This window comes from Streptomyces hainanensis, assembly GCF_004348415.1.
Lineage (GTDB): Bacteria > Actinomycetota > Actinomycetes > Streptomycetales > Streptomycetaceae > Streptomyces > Streptomyces hainanensis.
Window position 1 is genome coordinate 1 of sequence record NZ_SMKI01000131.1, and the last position, 16615, is coordinate 16615.

The 16615-nt window shown below is 74.2% G+C and carries 16 protein-coding genes; 11 read left to right on the forward strand and 5 right to left on the reverse strand.

The window, feature by feature from the left end; all coding sequences use genetic code 11:
• Positions 1-44 precede the first annotated feature (44 nt).
• Both hisG and E1283_RS14390 read left to right on the forward strand, forming a co-directional pair.
• Positions 45-896, forward strand: coding sequence for an ATP phosphoribosyltransferase (gene hisG / locus E1283_RS14385; RefSeq protein ID WP_132818418.1), 852 nt, complete (start codon positions 45-47; stop codon positions 894-896).
• Positions 897-909: 13 nt separating this feature from the next.
• On the forward strand, positions 910-1404 hold the full coding sequence (locus E1283_RS14390) for a PH domain-containing protein (RefSeq protein WP_132818419.1): 495 nt from the start codon (positions 910-912) through the stop codon (positions 1402-1404).
• Positions 1405-1492: 88 nt separating this feature from the next.
• Here the strand turns inward: E1283_RS14390 and E1283_RS14395 are convergent, their stop codons facing one another.
• Both E1283_RS14395 and E1283_RS14400 read right to left on the reverse strand, forming a co-directional pair.
• A complete protein-coding gene (locus tag E1283_RS14395) occupies positions 1493-3367 on the reverse strand; it encodes an AAA family ATPase (protein WP_132818420.1) in 1875 nt (624 codons plus the stop codon).
• Between the two features lie 54 nt (positions 3368-3421).
• Positions 3422-4018, reverse strand: a complete 597-nt coding sequence (locus tag E1283_RS14400; protein ID WP_132818421.1) for a uridine kinase family protein — start codon at positions 4016-4018, stop codon at positions 3422-3424.
• A gap of 192 nt (positions 4019-4210) precedes the next feature.
• On the opposite strand from E1283_RS14400, the gene E1283_RS14405 reads away from it, so the two are divergent.
• From E1283_RS14405 to E1283_RS14415, 3 genes are all read left to right on the forward strand, one after another.
• Positions 4211-5587, forward strand: coding sequence for a peptidase C39 family protein (locus E1283_RS14405; protein ID WP_132818422.1), 1377 nt, complete (start codon positions 4211-4213; stop codon positions 5585-5587).
• An 80-nt stretch (positions 5588-5667) separates the two neighbouring features.
• Positions 5668-6078 carry a cupin domain-containing protein gene (locus E1283_RS14410; RefSeq protein ID WP_132818431.1) on the forward strand — a complete coding sequence of 137 codons (411 nt, stop codon included), beginning with the start codon at positions 5668-5670 and terminating at the stop codon, positions 6076-6078.
• 106 nt (positions 6079-6184) lie between these two features.
• Positions 6185-7369, forward strand: a complete 1185-nt coding sequence (locus E1283_RS14415) for an acyl-CoA dehydrogenase family protein (protein WP_132818423.1) — start codon at positions 6185-6187, stop codon at positions 7367-7369.
• A gap of 7 nt (positions 7370-7376) precedes the next feature.
• On the opposite strand, the gene E1283_RS14420 is transcribed toward E1283_RS14415, so the two are convergent.
• Positions 7377-7739: a hypothetical protein gene (locus tag E1283_RS14420; protein ID WP_243744842.1), complete on the reverse strand. Its 363-nt coding sequence runs from the start codon at positions 7737-7739 to the stop codon at positions 7377-7379.
• 243 nt (positions 7740-7982) lie between these two features.
• Here E1283_RS14420 and E1283_RS14425 point away from each other — a divergent pair, with 243 nt between their 5' ends.
• From E1283_RS14425 to fxsA, 5 genes are all read left to right on the forward strand, one after another.
• On the forward strand, positions 7983-8423 hold the full coding sequence (locus E1283_RS14425) for an Lrp/AsnC family transcriptional regulator (RefSeq protein WP_132818425.1): 441 nt from the start codon (positions 7983-7985) through the stop codon (positions 8421-8423).
• Between the two features lie 56 nt (positions 8424-8479).
• On the forward strand, positions 8480-10120 hold the full coding sequence (locus E1283_RS14430; protein WP_132818426.1) for an amidohydrolase: 1641 nt from the start codon (positions 8480-8482) through the stop codon (positions 10118-10120).
• Positions 10121-10586: 466 nt separating this feature from the next.
• Positions 10587-12290, forward strand: coding sequence for an apolipoprotein N-acyltransferase (lnt, locus tag E1283_RS14435; protein ID WP_132818427.1), 1704 nt, complete (start codon positions 10587-10589; stop codon positions 12288-12290).
• A complete protein-coding gene (locus E1283_RS14440) occupies positions 12236-13045 on the forward strand; it encodes a polyprenol monophosphomannose synthase (protein WP_132818432.1) in 810 nt (269 codons plus the stop codon). The genes lnt and E1283_RS14440 overlap by 55 nt, the downstream gene beginning before the upstream one ends.
• 3 nt (positions 13046-13048) lie before the next feature.
• The gene (fxsA, locus tag E1283_RS14445; protein WP_132818428.1) at positions 13049-13660 is read left to right on the forward strand and encodes an FxsA family membrane protein; all 612 of its coding nucleotides are present in this window, start codon (positions 13049-13051) and stop codon (positions 13658-13660) included.
• A 126-nt stretch (positions 13661-13786) separates the two neighbouring features.
• Here the strand turns inward: fxsA and E1283_RS14450 are convergent, their stop codons facing one another.
• Both E1283_RS14450 and yczE read right to left on the reverse strand, forming a co-directional pair.
• Positions 13787-14161 (reverse strand): RNA polymerase-binding protein RbpA, encoded by a 375-nt coding sequence (locus E1283_RS14450; protein ID WP_132818429.1) that lies wholly within the window; start codon positions 14159-14161, stop codon positions 13787-13789.
• 169 nt (positions 14162-14330) lie between these two features.
• Positions 14331-15023, reverse strand: coding sequence for a membrane protein YczE (gene yczE, locus E1283_RS14455; RefSeq protein WP_481906695.1), 693 nt, complete (start codon positions 15021-15023; stop codon positions 14331-14333).
• A 112-nt stretch (positions 15024-15135) separates the two neighbouring features.
• Between yczE and yczR the strand changes: the two genes are divergently transcribed.
• Positions 15136-16615: MocR-like transcription factor YczR (gene yczR, locus E1283_RS14460; RefSeq protein ID WP_132818430.1), on the forward strand; the 1480-nt coding region annotated here is incomplete at its 3' end.

Here is a 16615-nt window from a genome sequence, read left to right on the forward strand (position 1 = left end):
CCCCACACCCGCCCGTCACTCCTCGCACGAAGGAAGCCCGTCCCATGCTGCGCATCGCCGTTCCCAACAAGGGGTCGCTCTCCGAGCCCGCGGCGGCCATGCTCCATGAGGCCGGCTACCGGCAGCGCAAGGACCGCCGCGAGCTGGTGCTGATCGACGCCGAGAACCAGGTCGAGTTCTTCTACCTGCGCCCGCGCGACATCGCCATCTACGTCGGCTCCGGCCGGCTCGACATCGGCATCACCGGGCGCGACCTGCTGCTCGACTCGGGCGCCGAGGCCGAGGAGATCATGCGGCTCGGCTTCGCCGCCTCCACCCTGCGCTACGCCACCCGGCCCGGCACCGTAGGCGACGTCCGGGAGTTCGGCGGCCTGTCCATCGCCACCTCCTTCGCGGGCGTGGTCAGCGCGCACCTCGCCGAGCACGGCGTGGACGCCTCGGTGGTGCACCTCGACGGCGCCGTCGAGACCGCCATCCAACTGGGCGTCGCCGAGGTCATCGCGGACGTCGTGGAGACCGGCACCACCCTCCGCAACGCGGGCCTGGAGATCATCGGGGAGCCGATCCTGGAGTCCGAGGCGGTCGTCATCAGACGCACCGGCGAGGACGCCGAGGAGGACCCCAAGGTCCGCCAGTTCCTGCGCCGCCTCCAGGGGGTGCTGGTCGCCCGCCGCTACGTGATGATGGACTACGACATCAAGGCCGAGCTGGTGGACAAGGCGGTCTCGCTCACCCCCGGGCTCGAGTCGCCCACCGTCTCGCCGCTGCACGACGAGGGCTGGGTGGCGGTCCGCTCCATGGTCCCGGTCCAGGACGCCCAGCGGATCATGGACGAGCTGTACGACCTGGGCGCCCGCGCCATCCTGACCACCGGCATCCACGCCGCCCGCCTCTGACCCGGGAGCCGGCATGACGAGCGAGAAGACCGGCGAGAGCGCCGACCCCAGGTCCGGGGCACTGCCCGCGCTGCCCGTCACCTTCCGGCCGGTGCTGACCAGGATCGTGCTGCTGGCCATCGGCGCCGTCGTGTTCGGGGTGCTGCTGCTGATCGCCCTGCTGTTGCCTGACGGCCTGACGGCCAGCGGCACCCTCAGCGACCGCGCCTCGCTCGTCGCCAGCGGCGCCGCGGTGTTCGGCGTGACGGCCCTGCTCAGCCGGCCGCGCGCCACCGCGGACGCCGAGGGCCTCACCGTCGTCAACCTCACCACCAAGCGCCGGCTCGCCTGGGCCCAGATCGTGCGCGTCGCCCTGCGGCCCGGCGACCCCTGGGTCTCGCTCGACCTGGCCGACGGCACGGTGCTGGCCGTGATGGCCATCCAGCCCGGCGTCTCCCGGCAGCGGGCGCTCGCCGACGCCCGCGCGCTGCGCGCCCTGGCCGAGGCCCACGGCACCGCCGACCACTGAACCACCACCCGGTCGGCGTCGGTCCGCCGGACCGTCGGACCGCCGGACCGACGGACCGACGGCCGGGCCGGCTGAACGTCGGGGCGCGTCAGTCCCGGGGGATGCCGCGGGACGACAGCACCTCGCCGTACGCCTGCATCAGGTCGGAGAGCCGCAGCGTGGCCAGCTCCTGGCGGGTCGGCGCCGCCCCCGACTCGGAGAGCCGGACGTCGCGGAAGGCGCAGGTCGACTCGTAGAGCGTGCGCAGGAAGCGGCCGTTGCCCAACTCGTCGATCCAGCCCTCGTCGACCACGTGCAGGGAGATGCTGCGCAGCTCGTCCAACGCCTCGGCGTCCCAGCTGTCGCCGTGTTCCTCGGCCAGCAACTCGCCGATGGCCGTCAGCTCGCGGGGGGAGTAGCTGGGGAACTCCACCCGCGCGGCGAACCGTGAGCCGAGCCCCGGGTTGGCGGCCAACAGCCGGTCCATTCCCGCCGGATAGCCGGCGAGGATCACCACCAGGTGCTCCCGGCTGTCCTCGGCCCGCTTCAACAGCACCTGCAACGCCTCGTCGCCGTACGCGTCACCCTTGCTGTAGCCGGAGTGGACCAGGCTGTACGCCTCGTCGATGAAGAGCACCCCGCCCAGCGCCGAGTCGATCAGGCGGTTGGCCTTGACCGCCGTCTGCCCCAGGAACTCCCCGACCAGATCGGCCCGTTGGGCCTCCACCAGCCGGTCGTGGCTGAGCAGGCCGAGCGCGTGGAACACCCGGCCGAGGATCCGCGCCACCGTGGTCTTGCCGGTGCCCGAGGGGCCCGAGAACACGAAGTGCCGCTTGGGCGGCTGCACCGGCAGCCCCTGCCCCGAACGCAGCCGCGCCATCCGCAACTGCGCCGACATCGCCCGCACCTGCTCCTTCACCGGCTCCAGGCCGACCATCCGGTCGAGCTCGGCCAGCGTGCTGGCCAGCAGCGTGGGATCCGGCGCCGCCGGCGCCCCGCCCGCGACCACTCCCGGGCTCGCGTGCGCGTGCACCGGGCCCGGCCAGGGCGCCGCGCCGACCGGCCGGTCGCCGCCGGGCGGCGGGGTGGGCGACGGCACCCGCCGGCCGGCTCCACCGTCCTCCTGGAGCGCGTCGAGGCCCGCGCGCAGCCCGGCCGGCAGCGGCCCGGTCAACAAGTCGCCCGAGGCGCCGGTGAAGTGGGCGATCTCCGGGTCCTCCACACCGAGCGCGGTCAGCCGCACCGCCGTGTCCATGAACTCCGGGTCCGCCTCGTGCACCGCGCGGTACAGCGGTATGGCCGCCGCGCTGCGCCCGCTGCCCTCCCGGGCCCTGGCCAGCCAGTACCGCAGCTCCTTGCGCTGCGGCTGCTCGCTGCGGCAGCGCATCAGCGCGGCCGCGAGCAGCGGTTCCGCCTGGTCGAACATCTCCAGCCTGACCCGCGCCATCCCGGCGAAGAGGCCCGCCTCCACGCCCAGTTGGGGATCGTCGGTGAGATTCGCCGTGTACCGGTAGAGCCCCTCCCAGTCCTTCGAGAGATAGCACCGGCAGGCGTGCAGGAAACGCGCGTAGGGGTCGCTCTCCGGCGCCGGGCACTGCGCGAGCGCCTGGTCCAACTCGGCCATCCGGCGGCCGTCGAGCAGTTGCGAGGCGTGGGCCAGCAGCAGGTCGCGCTCGGTCTCCAGCACCGGCTGCACCCACCAGCCGAGCCAGTACCAGGAACTTAACGGGCGCCGGTGGCGGGCGCGTTGCTCGCCGAAGCGGCCCCGGTTGCGGAACATCTGGCGGAGCGCGGCCGGCACCTCGGTGCGCAGCGCGTGCAACCCGAGCCAGGCGTCCGCCATCCCCGGGTCCTCGCGCACCGCCACCCGGAACTCCTCCTCGGCCTCCGGGTAGGCGGCCGCCGTGTAGGCGTCCACCCCGCGAAGCCAGGCCAGGTCCGCCCCGCTCGGCGCCCCGTGCGCACCACGCGTGCCAGCGTTCATGACGACCCCCACAACGGGTTACCGCTGCCTGCCCGTAGGCCCTGTCCGGAGGCCTCACTCGCAGGCATCGTAGCTGTCACCCCTCGGCGTCATCAGGATATCCGCATGGGGCTCCGACGGATCTTCGGCGAAGTGCCGACGCTCCGCACTGACCCATTCCCGCCAGAATCCGGCCAGTTCGGGACCGTCCCGCTCGCGCCCACGGGCCCAGGCGGTCTCCGCCGGCACCCGGAGCCAGACCAGGAACGCCAGGAAGGGCCGCACGGCCCGCCGACCCGCGCCCACCCCCTCGATCAGCACCACGGGCGCGGGCGGGAACGTCACCGTGCGGGTGAACGCCCGCCGTTCCCAGTCGTACGCCGGGTAGCGGGCCGGCTCGTCGCGGGACAGCGGGTCGAGCACCCCGGCGGTGAGCCGGTCCGTCCAGTCGAAGAGCGCCTCGTGGCTGGCGAGGTCGTCGAGCCGCACCAGGGGCGCGCCGCCGAGCGCCGCGGCGAGCCGGCCGGCCAGGGTGCTCTTCCCGGAGCCCGCGTGGCCGTCGACGGCGACCAGCCGGGTCCGGCCGCAGCTCGGCGGCAGGGCCGACAACCTGGCGGGGAGCCCGGCGAGCCCGTCGCGCGCGTCCGACTCGTGGGGTGCGGGGGAGATCATCACGGAAAGCCTAACGAAGGCCGACCCGGCGGCGCGGGCGCCTCCGGCGTCACAGGTCGACACCAATATCGCTCCGCGCGTTCGCGTGCGGATCACTGGCCGTGGCGGCGCGCACGCACGATAGTGGTGACCTGTAGCGCCTGACTCACCGCGTTCCGCAGCCGTTCGGAGACGACCCCGGGAGACAAGCACGTGACCACGACGCCACGCCGAACCGTCCTCGCCGCCGCCGTCGCGGCGGCGGTCGGCACCACCGCCAGCCTCACCACCGGCTCCGCCACCGCCTCCGCCCCCTCGGGATCCGGGCGCCGCGGTGGGCGCGCGGAGCCGGAGTCCAGCATCGAGTACCGGGGCTGGGTCACCGCGGCCGACTGGTCCTCGGGCACCGCCCAGGGCGTCTCCGTGGTCGCCACGGGCCGCGCCGGCGTGGTGCTCTCCCGGGCCGCGGGCACCGTCGACTACACCGACCCCCACACCGGTACCACCAGGCCCTACGAGTACGCCACCTGGCTCTCCCCGACGCACCGCGCGGCCACCCCGGCGACCGAGCTGATCGCCTCGTGGAACGCCGACACACCGGCCGGCACCTTCGTCCGGGTCGAGATGGTCGGCACCTACTCGGACGGCACCGACACCCCCTGGTACACCCTGGGTGTCTGGGCCGCGGGCGACGCCGACATCCGCCGCACCTCGGTCGACGACCAGGAGGACGGCAGGTCCACCGTGTGGACCGACACCTTCGCCATCGACGACGCGGCCAGCGGGCTGCGCCTCACCACCTACCGGCTGCGGCTGACGCTCTACCGGAGGCCGGGCGGCGGCGCGACCCCGAAGGTCTGGCGGGTGGGCGCGATGACCTCCGCCGTGCCCGACCGCTTCGAGGTGCCGGCCAGCACGCCGGGCGCCGCGGCCGGCGTCGAGCTGACCGTGCCCAGCTACTCGCAGAACGTCCACATCGGCCGGTACCCGGAGTACGACAACGGCGGCCAGGCGTGGTGCAGCCCCACCTCGTCGCAGATGATCATCGAGTCCTGGGGCCGCCGCCCCACCGCCGAGCAACTGGCCTGGGTCGACCCGGACTTCAGCGACCCTCAGGTCTGCCACGCCGCCCGCTCCACCTACGACTACCAGTACGGCGGCTGCGGCAACTGGCCGTTCAACGCGGCCTACGCGGCCACCTACCGCGACATGCAGGGCGTGGTCACCAGGATCGCCACGCTCGACGACGCCGAGCGGCTGATCGCGGCCGGCATCCCGGTGATAACGTCCCAGTCCTTCATCGCCAGCGACCTCGACGGCGTCGGCTACGGCACCTCGGGCCACCTGATGACGGTGATCGGCTTCACCGCCGGGGGAGACGTCGTCGCCAACGACCCCAACGCCGACGACAACGCCGGCGTGCGCCGGGTCTACCAGCGCCGGCAGTTCGAGAACGTCTGGCTGCGTACCAGGCGCTACGACGCCAACGGCGTGGTGCGCAGCGGCAGCGGCGGCGTCTGCTACCTCTACTTCCCGGCCGCGCCGACCGCCGCCCAGCGGCGCGCGCTGGCCTGCGTGGGCGTCAGGTGACGGCCGGTCGGCGGCGGGCGCCGCTCGCTGATCCACGAAGATCCAAAAGAAAGGCCCTCGCCGCCGCAGTGGTGGCCGCCCTGGCCCTGCTCCCCGGCGCGGCCGCGGCCACGCCGGGCGAGGGGGTGACCGCCGAGACCCTGGCCACCGGCACCTCGGCCGGCGGCCTCGACCTCACCACCCGGGGCGCCACCGACGTCACGATGCGGGTGATCACCGTCGAGCCCGGCGGCTCGACGGGCTGGCACTACCATCCGGGCCGGCTGCTGGCGATCGTGGCCTCCGGCACCCTCACCCGCACCCTCGACGACTGCACGGTCGAGGTCTCGTCGGCCGGCGAGACCGTCCTCGAGCCCGCCGGCGCCCGGCACGTGCACATCGGACGCAACCTCGGGACGGAACCCGTCGTCCTCTACGCGACCTACTTCGTCCCCGAGGGAAGTCCGCTGGCCGTCGACGCCGAGGATCCCGGCTGCGACACGGCCCGCTGACGGCCGGCTACCATCCCGGTCTGACCACCACACCGCAACCCGACGTGGGCCGCCGAGACCCGGCGGCCCGGCACGTCACCTGCCGACACCCGCAGGAGGAAGCGCGATGACCCTCGCCGAACACCCGCCGGCCCCGACGCCCGTGCGGCGCCGGATGCCCGCCCCCGAGTCCCGTGAACTGCTCGGCCTGGTCCGGGAGTTGATCCGGCGCGAGATCCGGCCGTCGGCCGCCGACGAGGAAGCAGCCGGGATCTTCCCCCGCGAGCTCTTCTCCCGGCTCTCCGCCACCGGACTGCTGGCCCTGCCCTACCCCGAGGAGTACGGGGGCGGCGACCAGCCGTACGAGGTCTACCTCCAGGTCCTTGAGGAACTCGGCGCGGCCCGGCTCACGGTGGGGCTCGGCATCAGCGTCCACACCCTGGCCTGCCACGCCCTGGCCGGCTTCGGCACGGCGGAGCAGCGCGCCTGGCACCTGCCGCAGATGCTCGGCGGCGGGCAGCTCGGCGCGTACTGCCTCTCCGAGCCCCAGGCCGGCTCCGACGCCGCCAGCCTGCGGACCAGGGCGAGGCGGGAGGGCGACGAGTGGGTGCTGACGGGCACCAAGGCGTGGATCACCCACGGCGGGATCGCCGACTTCTACACCGTGCTGGCCCGCACCGGCGGCGAGGGCCCCCGCGGCATCACCGCGTTCCTGGTGCCCGGCGGTGCCCGAGGCCTCTCGGCCGCCGTGCCCGAGCGGAAGATGGGGATGGGCGGATCGCCCACCGCCCAGCTGCACTTCGACGACGTGCGGATCGCGGACGCGCGCCGCGTCGGCGAGGAGGGGCAGGGCTTCGCCATCGCGATGGCCGCCCTGGACTCCGGCCGGCTCGGCATCGCCGCCTGCGCGGTGGGCGTGGCCCAGGCCGCGCTCGACGAGGCCGTGGCGTTCACCACCGCGCGGCGGCAGTTCGGCCGGCCGGTCGCCGACTTCCAGGGGCTCCGGTTCACGCTGGCCGACATGGCCACCGGGATCGAGGCCGGGCGCGCGCTCTACCTGACCGCCGCCCGGCTACGGGACGCCGGCGAGCCGTTCGGCCAACAGGCGGCGATGGCCAAGCTGTTCTGCACCGACCTGGCCATGCGCGTCACGACGGACGCCGTGCAACTGCTCGGCGGCTACGGCTACACGGCCGACTTCCCCGTCGAGCGCTATCTGCGGGAGGCGAAGGTGCTGCAGATCGTGGAGGGCACCAACCAGATCCAGCGCGCGGTCATCGCCCGGCACCTGGTCGGCCCCGAGGAACACTGAGGGTCGGTCAGGCGGCGCGCTCCATCGTCCGCACCCCGGTGGCCGGCCGGCTGCCGGGGTCGGCGGCGTGGGAGAACGGCTGGAGTCGCCAGTCGAGGCCCTCGGGGAGCGCGACGACGGCGCTCTCCGGGTGAATGCTCGCCAACGGCACGGGAGTCAGCCCGTCCTCGCCGCCGAGGCGCCCCGAGCCGGGGCAGATGGTCAGCCCGAACGGATTCCACGGCGTCGGGCAGAGCGCGTGCTGCGGCAGCGGCTCGCCCAGGCCTTCGAGGGCGATCGGCCGCGAGCAGTCGGGGCAGACGACGCGGAACAGATCGGCGTCGACCCGTTCGTCCGCGAAGTCCTGGTCGTCGTCCTCGAACTCCGGCAACCCGCCGGATGGTTCGGAACGGAGTGGCTTCACTGAGCGCATGTACATCCCCCTAGGACGGCGCAGCGGCGTTGGCCACAGCAAGCACTTCCCGCGCCATTCGACGAATAATCGTGAAGACGAACCGCAGGTGGACGCGTGTTTGTGTCGTTCGTCACACAACTGTTGCGGAACCGTGCTCCCGTTCTGTCCCCGGGCGTCGCGCGGAGGCCGCCGGGCCCGGATCCGGGTAGGTTACGGACCGTGGAGGAACTGGACCGGCGCATCGTGGAACTGCTCGTCAGGGACGGGCGGATGAGCTACACCGACCTGGGCAAGGCCACCGGCCTTTCCACCTCGGCCGTCCACCAGCGGGTGCGGCGTCTCGAACAGCGCGGCGTCATCCGCGGCTACGCCGCGATCGTCTCGCCCGAGGCGGTCGGCCTGCCGCTCACGGCGTTCATCTCGGTCAAGCCGTTCGACCCCAGCGCCCCCGACGACATCGCGGAGCGGCTCGCCGGGGTGGCCGAGATCGAGGCGTGCCACAGCGTCGCCGGCGACGAGAACTACATCCTCAAGGTCCGGGTGGCCGCCCCCGCCGACCTGGAGCACCTGCTGGCCAGGATCCGGACCCTGGCCGGCGTCTCCACCCGCACCACCGTCGTCCTCTCCACCCCCTACGAGGCGCGGCCACCGCACGTCTGACCGGGGCACCGGCACCCCGCGCCGCACCGGCCGCGCCGAGCCGGGAGACTTGGGGCATGACCGACAGCACCGCCCCGCACGACCCGCCGCGCACCGTTCTGCTGCGCCGCGGCGAGGTCCACAGCCCAGCCGACCCCTTCGCCACGGCCATGGCCGTCCAGGGGGACCGCGTCGCCTGGATCGGCTCGGAGAGCGCCGCGGACTCGGTGGCCGCCACCGCCGACGAGATCGTGGACCTCGACGGGGCGCTGGTCACCCCCGCCTTCACCGACGCCCACCAGCACGCCACCAGCACCGGGCTCGCCCTCACCGGGCTCGACCTGGCCGCCGCCGCCGACCTGCCCGCCGCCCTCGCGCTGATCCGCGCCCACGCCGCGACCGCGCCGCCCGACGGCGTGCTCCTCGGCCACGGCTGGGACGCCGCCCGCTGGCCCGAGCGGCGCACCCCGACCCGCGCCGAGCTCGACGAGGCCGCCGGCGGCCGTCCCCTCTATCTGAGCCGCGTCGACGTGCACTCGGCCCTCGTCACCACCGCGCTGCTGAGGCGGATCCCCGGCATCACCACGCTGCGCGGCTACGCCCCGGAGGGCCCGCTCACCACCGACGCCCACCACGCCGCGCGCCGCGCCGCGCACGCCACGGTCTCCGCCGCCCAGCGCACCGCGGCGCAGCGGGCCGCGCTGCGGCACGCCGCCTCGCTGGGCATCGGCTCGCTGCACGAGTGCGGCGGCCCCGACATCTCCAGCGAGGACGACCTCACCGGGCTGCTCGCGCTGGCGGCCGCCGAGCCGGGACCGCGGGTCTTCGGCTACTGGGGCGCGCTGGTCACCAACCCCAAGGAGGCCGAGGCCGTTCGCGAGCTCGGCGCGGTCGGCGCCGGCGGCGACCTGTTCGTCGACGGCTCTTTCGGCTCGCACACCGCCCACCTGCGGGAGCCGTACGCCGACGCCGACCACACCGGCGCCGAGCACCTGACCGTCGACGAGGTGGCGGCCCACGTCGCCAGCTGCACCGAGGCCGGGCTCCAGGCCGGCTTCCACGCCATCGGCGACGCCGCGATCGACGGCGTCGTGGCGGGCGTGCGCGCCGCGGCGGAGCGCGTCGGCCTCGACCGGGTCCGCGCCCTGCGGCACCGCGTGGAGCACGCCGAACTGCTCACCGAGCAGTCCGTCGAGGCGCTGGCCGACCTCGCCATGACGGCCTCCGTGCAGCCCGCGTTCGACGCCGCCTGGGGCGGCCCCGACGGCATGTACGCGCGCCGGCTCGGCGCCGAGCGCGCCGCCGCGCTCAACCCGTTCGCCGCCCTGCTGCGGGCCGGTGTCCCGCTCGCCTTCGGCTCGGACGCGCCGGTCACCCCGCTCGACCCGTGGGGCGCGCTGCGGGCCGCCGCCTTCCACCGGACCGAGCGGCACCGGATCTCGGTGCGCGCGGCCTTCGCCGCCCACACCAGGGGCGGTTGGCGCGCCGTCGGCCGCGACGACGCCGGGGTGCTGGTCCCCGGCGCGCCCGCCGACTACGCGATCTGGCGCACCGACGAGCTGATCGTCCAGGCCCCCGACAGCCGGATCGTCCGCTGGTCGACCGACCCCCGCTCCGGCACGCCGGGACTGCCCGACCTCAGCCCCGGGGCGCCGCTGCCCGAGTGCCTGCGCACCGTGGTCGCCGGCCGCACGGTATACGACCGGCTGAACGAGTGACCCGGCGACCCTCGGATACCGCCGAACGATGTGCGCTCCGCCTGTCGAACTTCCGCGCCCACTCCGCACTGACCTGGCCCTTTGAGGAAGACGCGCAGGTGGGAGTCCTGTTGACAGGCGGCGGTTGTCGAAGGGTAGGTTCGGCCGGGTCCACCACAGGACGTCCGGTCGGCGCTCCTCCGCGCAGTCGACGAACGCCGCTGGGCCAGAGGGCGGGGTGCCGGACCGGCGCTTCGCCAGCGGGAGCCAGGTCCAGCGGGTCCGCGGCACGGGGGCGGAAGGCTTCGTCCGTCCGGCTGGTGCGACCCGGGCGGGGCCCGGACGCTCAGTAGACAACGGCTTTCGGTCGACCCGCAGCCAGCGGGTCCCGGGTCGGACCGAAGGGCGCCGGGTCCCGATCCGCCGCTGATCGCTCTTTCGGGGTACGGTCATTCATCATCGCCCGCTCAGCAGAGAGGCCACGACCGTGCCATCGGGCCCAGACACGACGACGAGCCGCGAGACCGACGGCGCAGGTCAGGACGGCGCCGCGGCCCCTGGCGCGGCTCCCGTCGCGGAGACCGGCACCACCCCCGCCGCGCCCCGTCGCCCCGGTCGGCTGCGGCGGCTCGCCGGCGGCGCCCGGAGGCACTGGCGGGCGGGCGTGGCGGCGGCGGTCGCCGGTCTCGCCCTCGCGCTCTCGTTCCCGCCGTTCGACCTGTGGCCGCTCTCGGTGCTCGCGGTGGCCGCGTTCTCGCTGCTGACACACGGCCGGACCGGTCGGCAGGGCGCCTGGCTCGGGTTGGCCTTCGGCTGGCCGTTCTTCCTGCTGCTGCTGAGCTGGCTGCGGGTCATCGGCTGGGACGTCACCGTCGGCCTGGCCTTCGTCGAGTCGCTGTTCCTGGTGGCGATGGGCGCCGGTCTCGCCCGCACCTCGCGGCTGCCGCTCTGGCCGCTGTGGACGGCCTGCCTCTGGGTGGCCCAGGAATGGGCGCGGGACCGGATCCCGTTCGGCGGGTTCCCCTGGGGCCGGCTGGCCTTCGCCAACACCGGCACCCCGTTCACGCCGCTGGCCGCGCTCGGCGGCGCCCCGCTGGTCACCTTCGCCGTGGCGCTGAGCGGTGCCCTGCTGGCCTGGGCCGCGCTGCGGCTGCTGGCGGCCGGGCGCCGCGCCGCCGAGGCGCCGGAGCCGGCCCTCCGGGCCCAGCTGCCGGCCCTCGGGGCGGTCGGCCTGGCCGCGGCGGTCGCCGCCGTCGGCTACGCCGTGCCGGTACCCACCGACGCCGACGACACCGTCTCCGTCGCCGTGGTCCAGGGCAACGTGCAGCAGCCCGGTATGGACTTCCTCGGCCGCCCGATGCTGATCCTCAACAACCACGTCGACGCGACGCTCGAACTGGCCGCCGACATCGACGCCGGGCGCGTCGAACAACCCGACCTCGTGATCTGGCCGGAAAACGCCTCCGATCTCGACCCCTACCAGAGCAGCGAGGCCCGCGCCGCCATCGAGCGCGCCGTCCAAGCGGTGGGCGTGCCCATCCTGGTGGGCGCCCTGGTCGACCACCCCACCGAGGAGGGGTACGTCGAGAACCAGGGCATCGTCTGGGACCCGGAGACCGGCCCCGGCGACTCCTACACCAAGCAGCACCCGGTGCCGTTCGGCGAGTACGTGCCCTTCCGCGAGCAGCTCAGCACCTTCATCAGCCGCCTGGAGCGGGTGCCCCGCGACTTCTACCCCGGCGACCACACCGGCGTCCTCGACGTCGGCCCGGCCCGCCTCGGCGACGTCATCTGCTTCGAGGTGGCCTACGACGGCATCATCCGGGACACGGTGAACGACGGCGCCCGGGCCCTGGTCGTGCAGACCAACAACGCCACCTACGGCAACACCGGCCAGCCGGAACAGCAGCTGGCCATGTCCCGGCTGCGGGCCGTGGAGCACGGCAGGGCCATCGTCACCGCGGCCACCAGCGGCATCAGCGCCGTCGTCGCCCCGGACGGCCGGATCGAGCAGCGGACCGAGGAGTTCACCCGGGACGTGCTGACCACCGAGCTGCCGCTGCGGGACGGCCGGACCGTCGCCGACCGGATCGGCGCCGCGCCCGAGTGGATCCTGGCCGGCGCCGGGCTCGCCGCCTGGGCCCTGGTCCTGGTGCGGACCCGTCTGGAGCGCAAGGGCCGACGCGGGTGACGCCCCTCGGCCGGGTGCTGGTGATCATCCCGACCTACAACGAGGCCGCCACCCTCGCCCCGCTGATCGCCCGGCTGCGCACCGCCCGCCCCGACTGCGACGTGCTGGTGGTCGACGACGACAGCCCGGACGGCACCGGCAAGATCGCGGACGAGATCGCCGCGTCCGACCCCGCCGCGCACGTGCTGCACCGGCCGGGCAAGGAGGGGCTCGGTGCCGCCTATCTGGCCGGCTTCCGCTGGGGGCTGGCCCGCGACTACGACGTGCTGGTGGAGATGGACGGCGACGGCTCCCACCAGCCCGAGGAGCTGTCCAGGCTGCTGACGGCGCTGCGCGGCGCCGACCTGGCGATCGGGTCCCGCTGGGTACCCGGCGGCCGGGTGGTGCACTGGCCCAGGCACCGCGAGCTGCTGTCCCGCGGGGGCAGCCGCTACTCCCGGTTGCTGCTCGGGCTGCCGCTCAGGGACGTGACGGGGGGCTTCCGGGCGTTCCGCCGGCGGGTGCTGGAGGGCGGGCTGCTGACCGAGGTGGCGTCACAGGGCTACTGCTTCCAGGTCGACCTGGCCCACCGCGTGGTCCGGGCCGGCTACCGGGTGGTCGAGGTGCCGATCACCTTCGTGGAGCGGAGCGAGGGCGACTCCAAGATGAGCCGGGAGATCGTGTTCGAGGCGCTGTGGCGGGTCACGGCCTGGGGGGTCGCCGCGCGGCTGAGACCCGGTACGTTTCGGGAAGGTGCCCCGGCCAGGCACACTTGACGCATGAGTATCGGCAGGCCGAACCCGTATGGCAACCAGGGCGCCACCAGCGTCCGTCCCGTCCGCAGGCGGCGGCGCGCGCTGCCGCTGCTGCCGCTCGCCGTGGCGGCCTGGGCGCTGCTGGAGATCTATCTGCTGATCCTGCTGGGCGACATGACCAGCGGGTTCGTCGTCTTCCTGGTGCTGCTCGGCGGCCTGCTGCTGGGCGGCGTGGTGATCAAGCGCGCCGGCAGCCGGGCCTGGCAGCGGCTGGCGGCCAGCCTGCGCCCCGAGGGTGCCCCGGCGGACGACCGGGGTGGCAACGGGCTGACCATGCTGGGCGGCCTGCTGCTGATGGTGCCGGGGCTGCTGTCCGACCTGGTCGGGCTGCTGTGCCTCTTCCCGCCGACCGCGGCGCTGCTGCGCAAGGGCGGCGCCCGCTATCTGCGCCGGCGGGGCGGCCCGCTGGGCGAGGCCTACCGGGAGGCCAGGGTCGCCAGGGACCGGATGCGGATGCGGCGGCCCGACGGCAGGGTGGTGTCCGGCGAGGTGGTCTCCGAGGAGGACGAGGGCCGGGAAGACGATCGCGACCGCGGGGACCGGGCCTCGGGGGAACGCGATCGCGGGAACGACTGAGACCGAGCCGAGGGGCGAACCCCTCGGCTCCTGGTCGGGGTGAATCACACAGACAAAAGGGCCGGGTCACAGCTGCGTGACCCGTGCCCCTGGTCTGCTCGTGGGCTCAGCGGTGGTGGCGCGCGCCTAGGCCGTCTTGCGGCTGTCGCGCGGGTGTACCGCGATGTTCATCGCGCCGGAGCGCAGGACCGCCAACCGCTCGGCCAGCACCTCCTCAAGCTCCTCTCGGGTGCGGCGCTCCATCAGCATGTCCCAGTGCGTACGCGCGGGCTTGGCCTTTTTCTCCTCCGGTCCTTCGCCGTCCACCAAAAGGGCCTGGGAGCCGCATACCTTGCATTCCCACTCCGGCGGGATCTCGGCCTCCACCGAGAACGGCATCTCGAACCGATGCCCATTTCGGCATGCGTACTCCACCGCCTGCCGCGGCGCCAGGTCGATGCCGCGGTCCGTCTCGTAGCTGGTCACCACGAGCCGCGTGCCGCGAAGAGCTCGCTCACTCATGAATCGTGCCTCCCGGGCTTGTCGCCCACAGGACAGGTGTCGCTGTCGTCATCATCAGGTCAACGTCCGGTCGGCGGTGAAGATTCCCGTTGCGGGTCATGCGTCGCCCGTCGTACCGCCCCTTCTTGTACCCACCGGCGTCCGGTTTGTCACATCTGAACAGGAGATGTCACCCGGCGTCCGCACAAGATGGCCCGGGGTAACGGCTCATCCGGCGGGACCGAGAGCGAAGGATACCCGTCCGGGGCCGCTCCTCGAAATCCATTCCGGATTCCGTCTCCCGGATGGCGAAGAACCGCAGGAAGAACTGGGCCAACGGCCCGATGGCCAGGGCGTAGACCACGGTACCGATGCCCGCCGTGCCGCCCAGCAGCATGCCGGCGGCCAGCACCGACACCTCGAGGCCGGTGCGCATGAGCCGGATGGACCGACCGGTGACCCGGTGCAGGGCGGTCATCAGCCCGTCCCGTGGGCCGGGGCCGAACCTGGCCGATATGTAGAGGCCCGTGGCCGCGCCGTTGAGCACGACCGCGCCCAGCATCAGGGGGACGCGCGCCCCGAGCCCCGTGATCTCCGGGAGGAGCCACAGCGCCACGTCCATCGTCGACCCGATCAGCAGCACGTTCGAGACGGTGCCGAGGCCGGGGCGCTCCCGCAGCGGGATCCAGAACAACAGCACCAGCGCGCCCGTGATGTTCGCCACCATGCCGATCGAGATCCCGGTGCCCTCGGACACGCCCTGGTGGAACACGTCCCAGGGGTCGAGCCCGAGCCCGGCCCGCAGCATCAGCGCCATGCTCAGCCCGTAGAGCGTGAGCCCGCCGTACAGCTGCAGGAGGCGGCGCGGCAGTCGCTTCTTCACTTCTGGTCTCCCGTCGACAGGGCCCGCTGGCGCGATTGGCCCGATGCGTGTCACTCTGGACGGCGACTGGACCCGGAAACCATGGCCAATATCGGAAAGGTGGCCTGCTCTCGTGCCTCAGTGGACCTCGACCATCGGTGCCGCGCAACTCGCCAGGCTGCTCACCTCGGGGGAGGGCCACCACGTGGCCTCGGCCGGGCCGCGCCGCCAACCCGCGTACCGCGTGCTGGCGGACGGGATCCGGCTGCTCGTCCTGGAGGGGCGGGTGCCGGTCGCGGCCAGGCTGCCGGCCGAGCGTGAGCTGGCCGGGGCCCTCGCCGTCAGCCGGACCACCGTGGCCACCGCCTTCGAGGCGCTACGCGCCGACGGCTTCCTGGTGTCCCGCCGCGGCTCCGGCAGCTGGACGGCGGTGCCCCCCGGCAGACCACTGCCCGGCCGGGCGCTCGAGCCGCTGCCGCCGGAGGCGGCCGGTCGGATCATCGACCTGGGCAGTGCGGCGCTCCCGGCCCCCGAACCCTGGCTCACCCGCGCCTTCCAGGCCGCGGTGACGGCGGTCGGCCCCGCCGCCAGGACCCACGGCGACTTCCCGGCCGGCCTCGCCGAGCTGCGGCAGGCCATCGCCGACCGCTACGCGGCGCGCGGCGTCCCCACCATGCCCGAGCAGATCATGGTCACCACCGGCGCGATGGGCGGGGTCGCCGCCGTCTGCCGGCTCTTCACGACGCACGGGGAACGGGTGGCGGTGGAGCATCCCTCCTACGCCAACGTCCTCCACCTGATGCGGGAGGCCGGCGCCCGGCTGGTGCCGGTGCCGATGGCCGACCGCCTCGCCGGCTGGGAGCTGCCGCAGTGGCGGCGCGTGCTGAAGGACGCCGCGCCGCGCCTGGCCTACGTGGTCGCCGACTTCCACAACCCCACCGGCGCGCTGGCGACCGACGAGCAGCGCCGCGACCTGGTGGCCGCGGTCCGCGCCGCCGGCACGCTGCTGGTGGTGGACGAGACCATGGCCGACCTCGCCCTGGACGTGGCGCCCGGCGCGTCACTCCCGCGCCCCGTCTGCGCCTTCGACCACGGCGGCGCCGCGGTGATCACGGTCGGCTCGGCCAGCAAGAGCTTCTGGGCCGGCCTGCGCATCGGCTGGGTCCGGGCGGCCCCCGAGGTGATCCGCAGCCTGGTCGCCGCCCGCGCCTACGCGGACCTGGGCAGCCCGGTGATGGAGCAGTTGGCGCTGCACTGGCTGTTGTCCGAGGGCGGCTGGGAGGAGGCGCTGGCCCTGCGCCGGGCCGAGATCCGGGTCAGCCGGGACGCGATCGTGGCGGCGCTCCGCGTCCACCTGCCGGAGTGGGAGTTCGACGTCCCCACCGGCGGCCTCGCCCTCTGGGTCCGCACCGGCGGCCTGTCCGGATCCCGCATCGCCGACGTCGCGGAACGCCTCGGCGTCCGCGTGCCGTCGGGACCGCGCTTCGGGGTGGACGGTGCCTTCGAGGGCTACATCCGGGTGCCGTTCACCGTGACCGACCCCCTGGCCGCCGAGGCGGCCACCCGCCTCGCCGCCGCCGCGCGGCTGGTCGCGGAGGACGCCACCCCCGCCC

Bases quoted from the DNA above. Each gene is read 5' to 3' on its own strand.
- hisG (WP_132818418.1), top strand. From the start codon at position 45: ATGCTGCGCATCGCCGTTCCCAACAAGGGGTCGCTCTCCGAGCCCGCG.
- E1283_RS14390 (WP_132818419.1), top strand. From the start codon at position 910: ATGACGAGCGAGAAGACCGGCGAGAGCGCCGACCCCAGGTCCGGGGCA.
- E1283_RS14395 (WP_132818420.1), bottom strand. From the start codon at position 3,367: ATGAACGCTGGCACGCGTGGTGCGCACGGGGCGCCGAGCGGGGCGGAC.
- E1283_RS14400 (WP_132818421.1), bottom strand. From the start codon at position 4,018: ATGATCTCCCCCGCACCCCACGAGTCGGACGCGCGCGACGGGCTCGCC.
- E1283_RS14415 (WP_132818423.1), top strand. From the start codon at position 6,185: ATGACCCTCGCCGAACACCCGCCGGCCCCGACGCCCGTGCGGCGCCGG.
- E1283_RS14430 (WP_132818426.1), top strand. From the start codon at position 8,480: ATGACCGACAGCACCGCCCCGCACGACCCGCCGCGCACCGTTCTGCTG.
- fxsA (WP_132818428.1), top strand. From the start codon at position 13,049: ATGAGTATCGGCAGGCCGAACCCGTATGGCAACCAGGGCGCCACCAGC.
- E1283_RS14450 (WP_132818429.1), bottom strand. From the start codon at position 14,161: ATGAGTGAGCGAGCTCTTCGCGGCACGCGGCTCGTGGTGACCAGCTAC.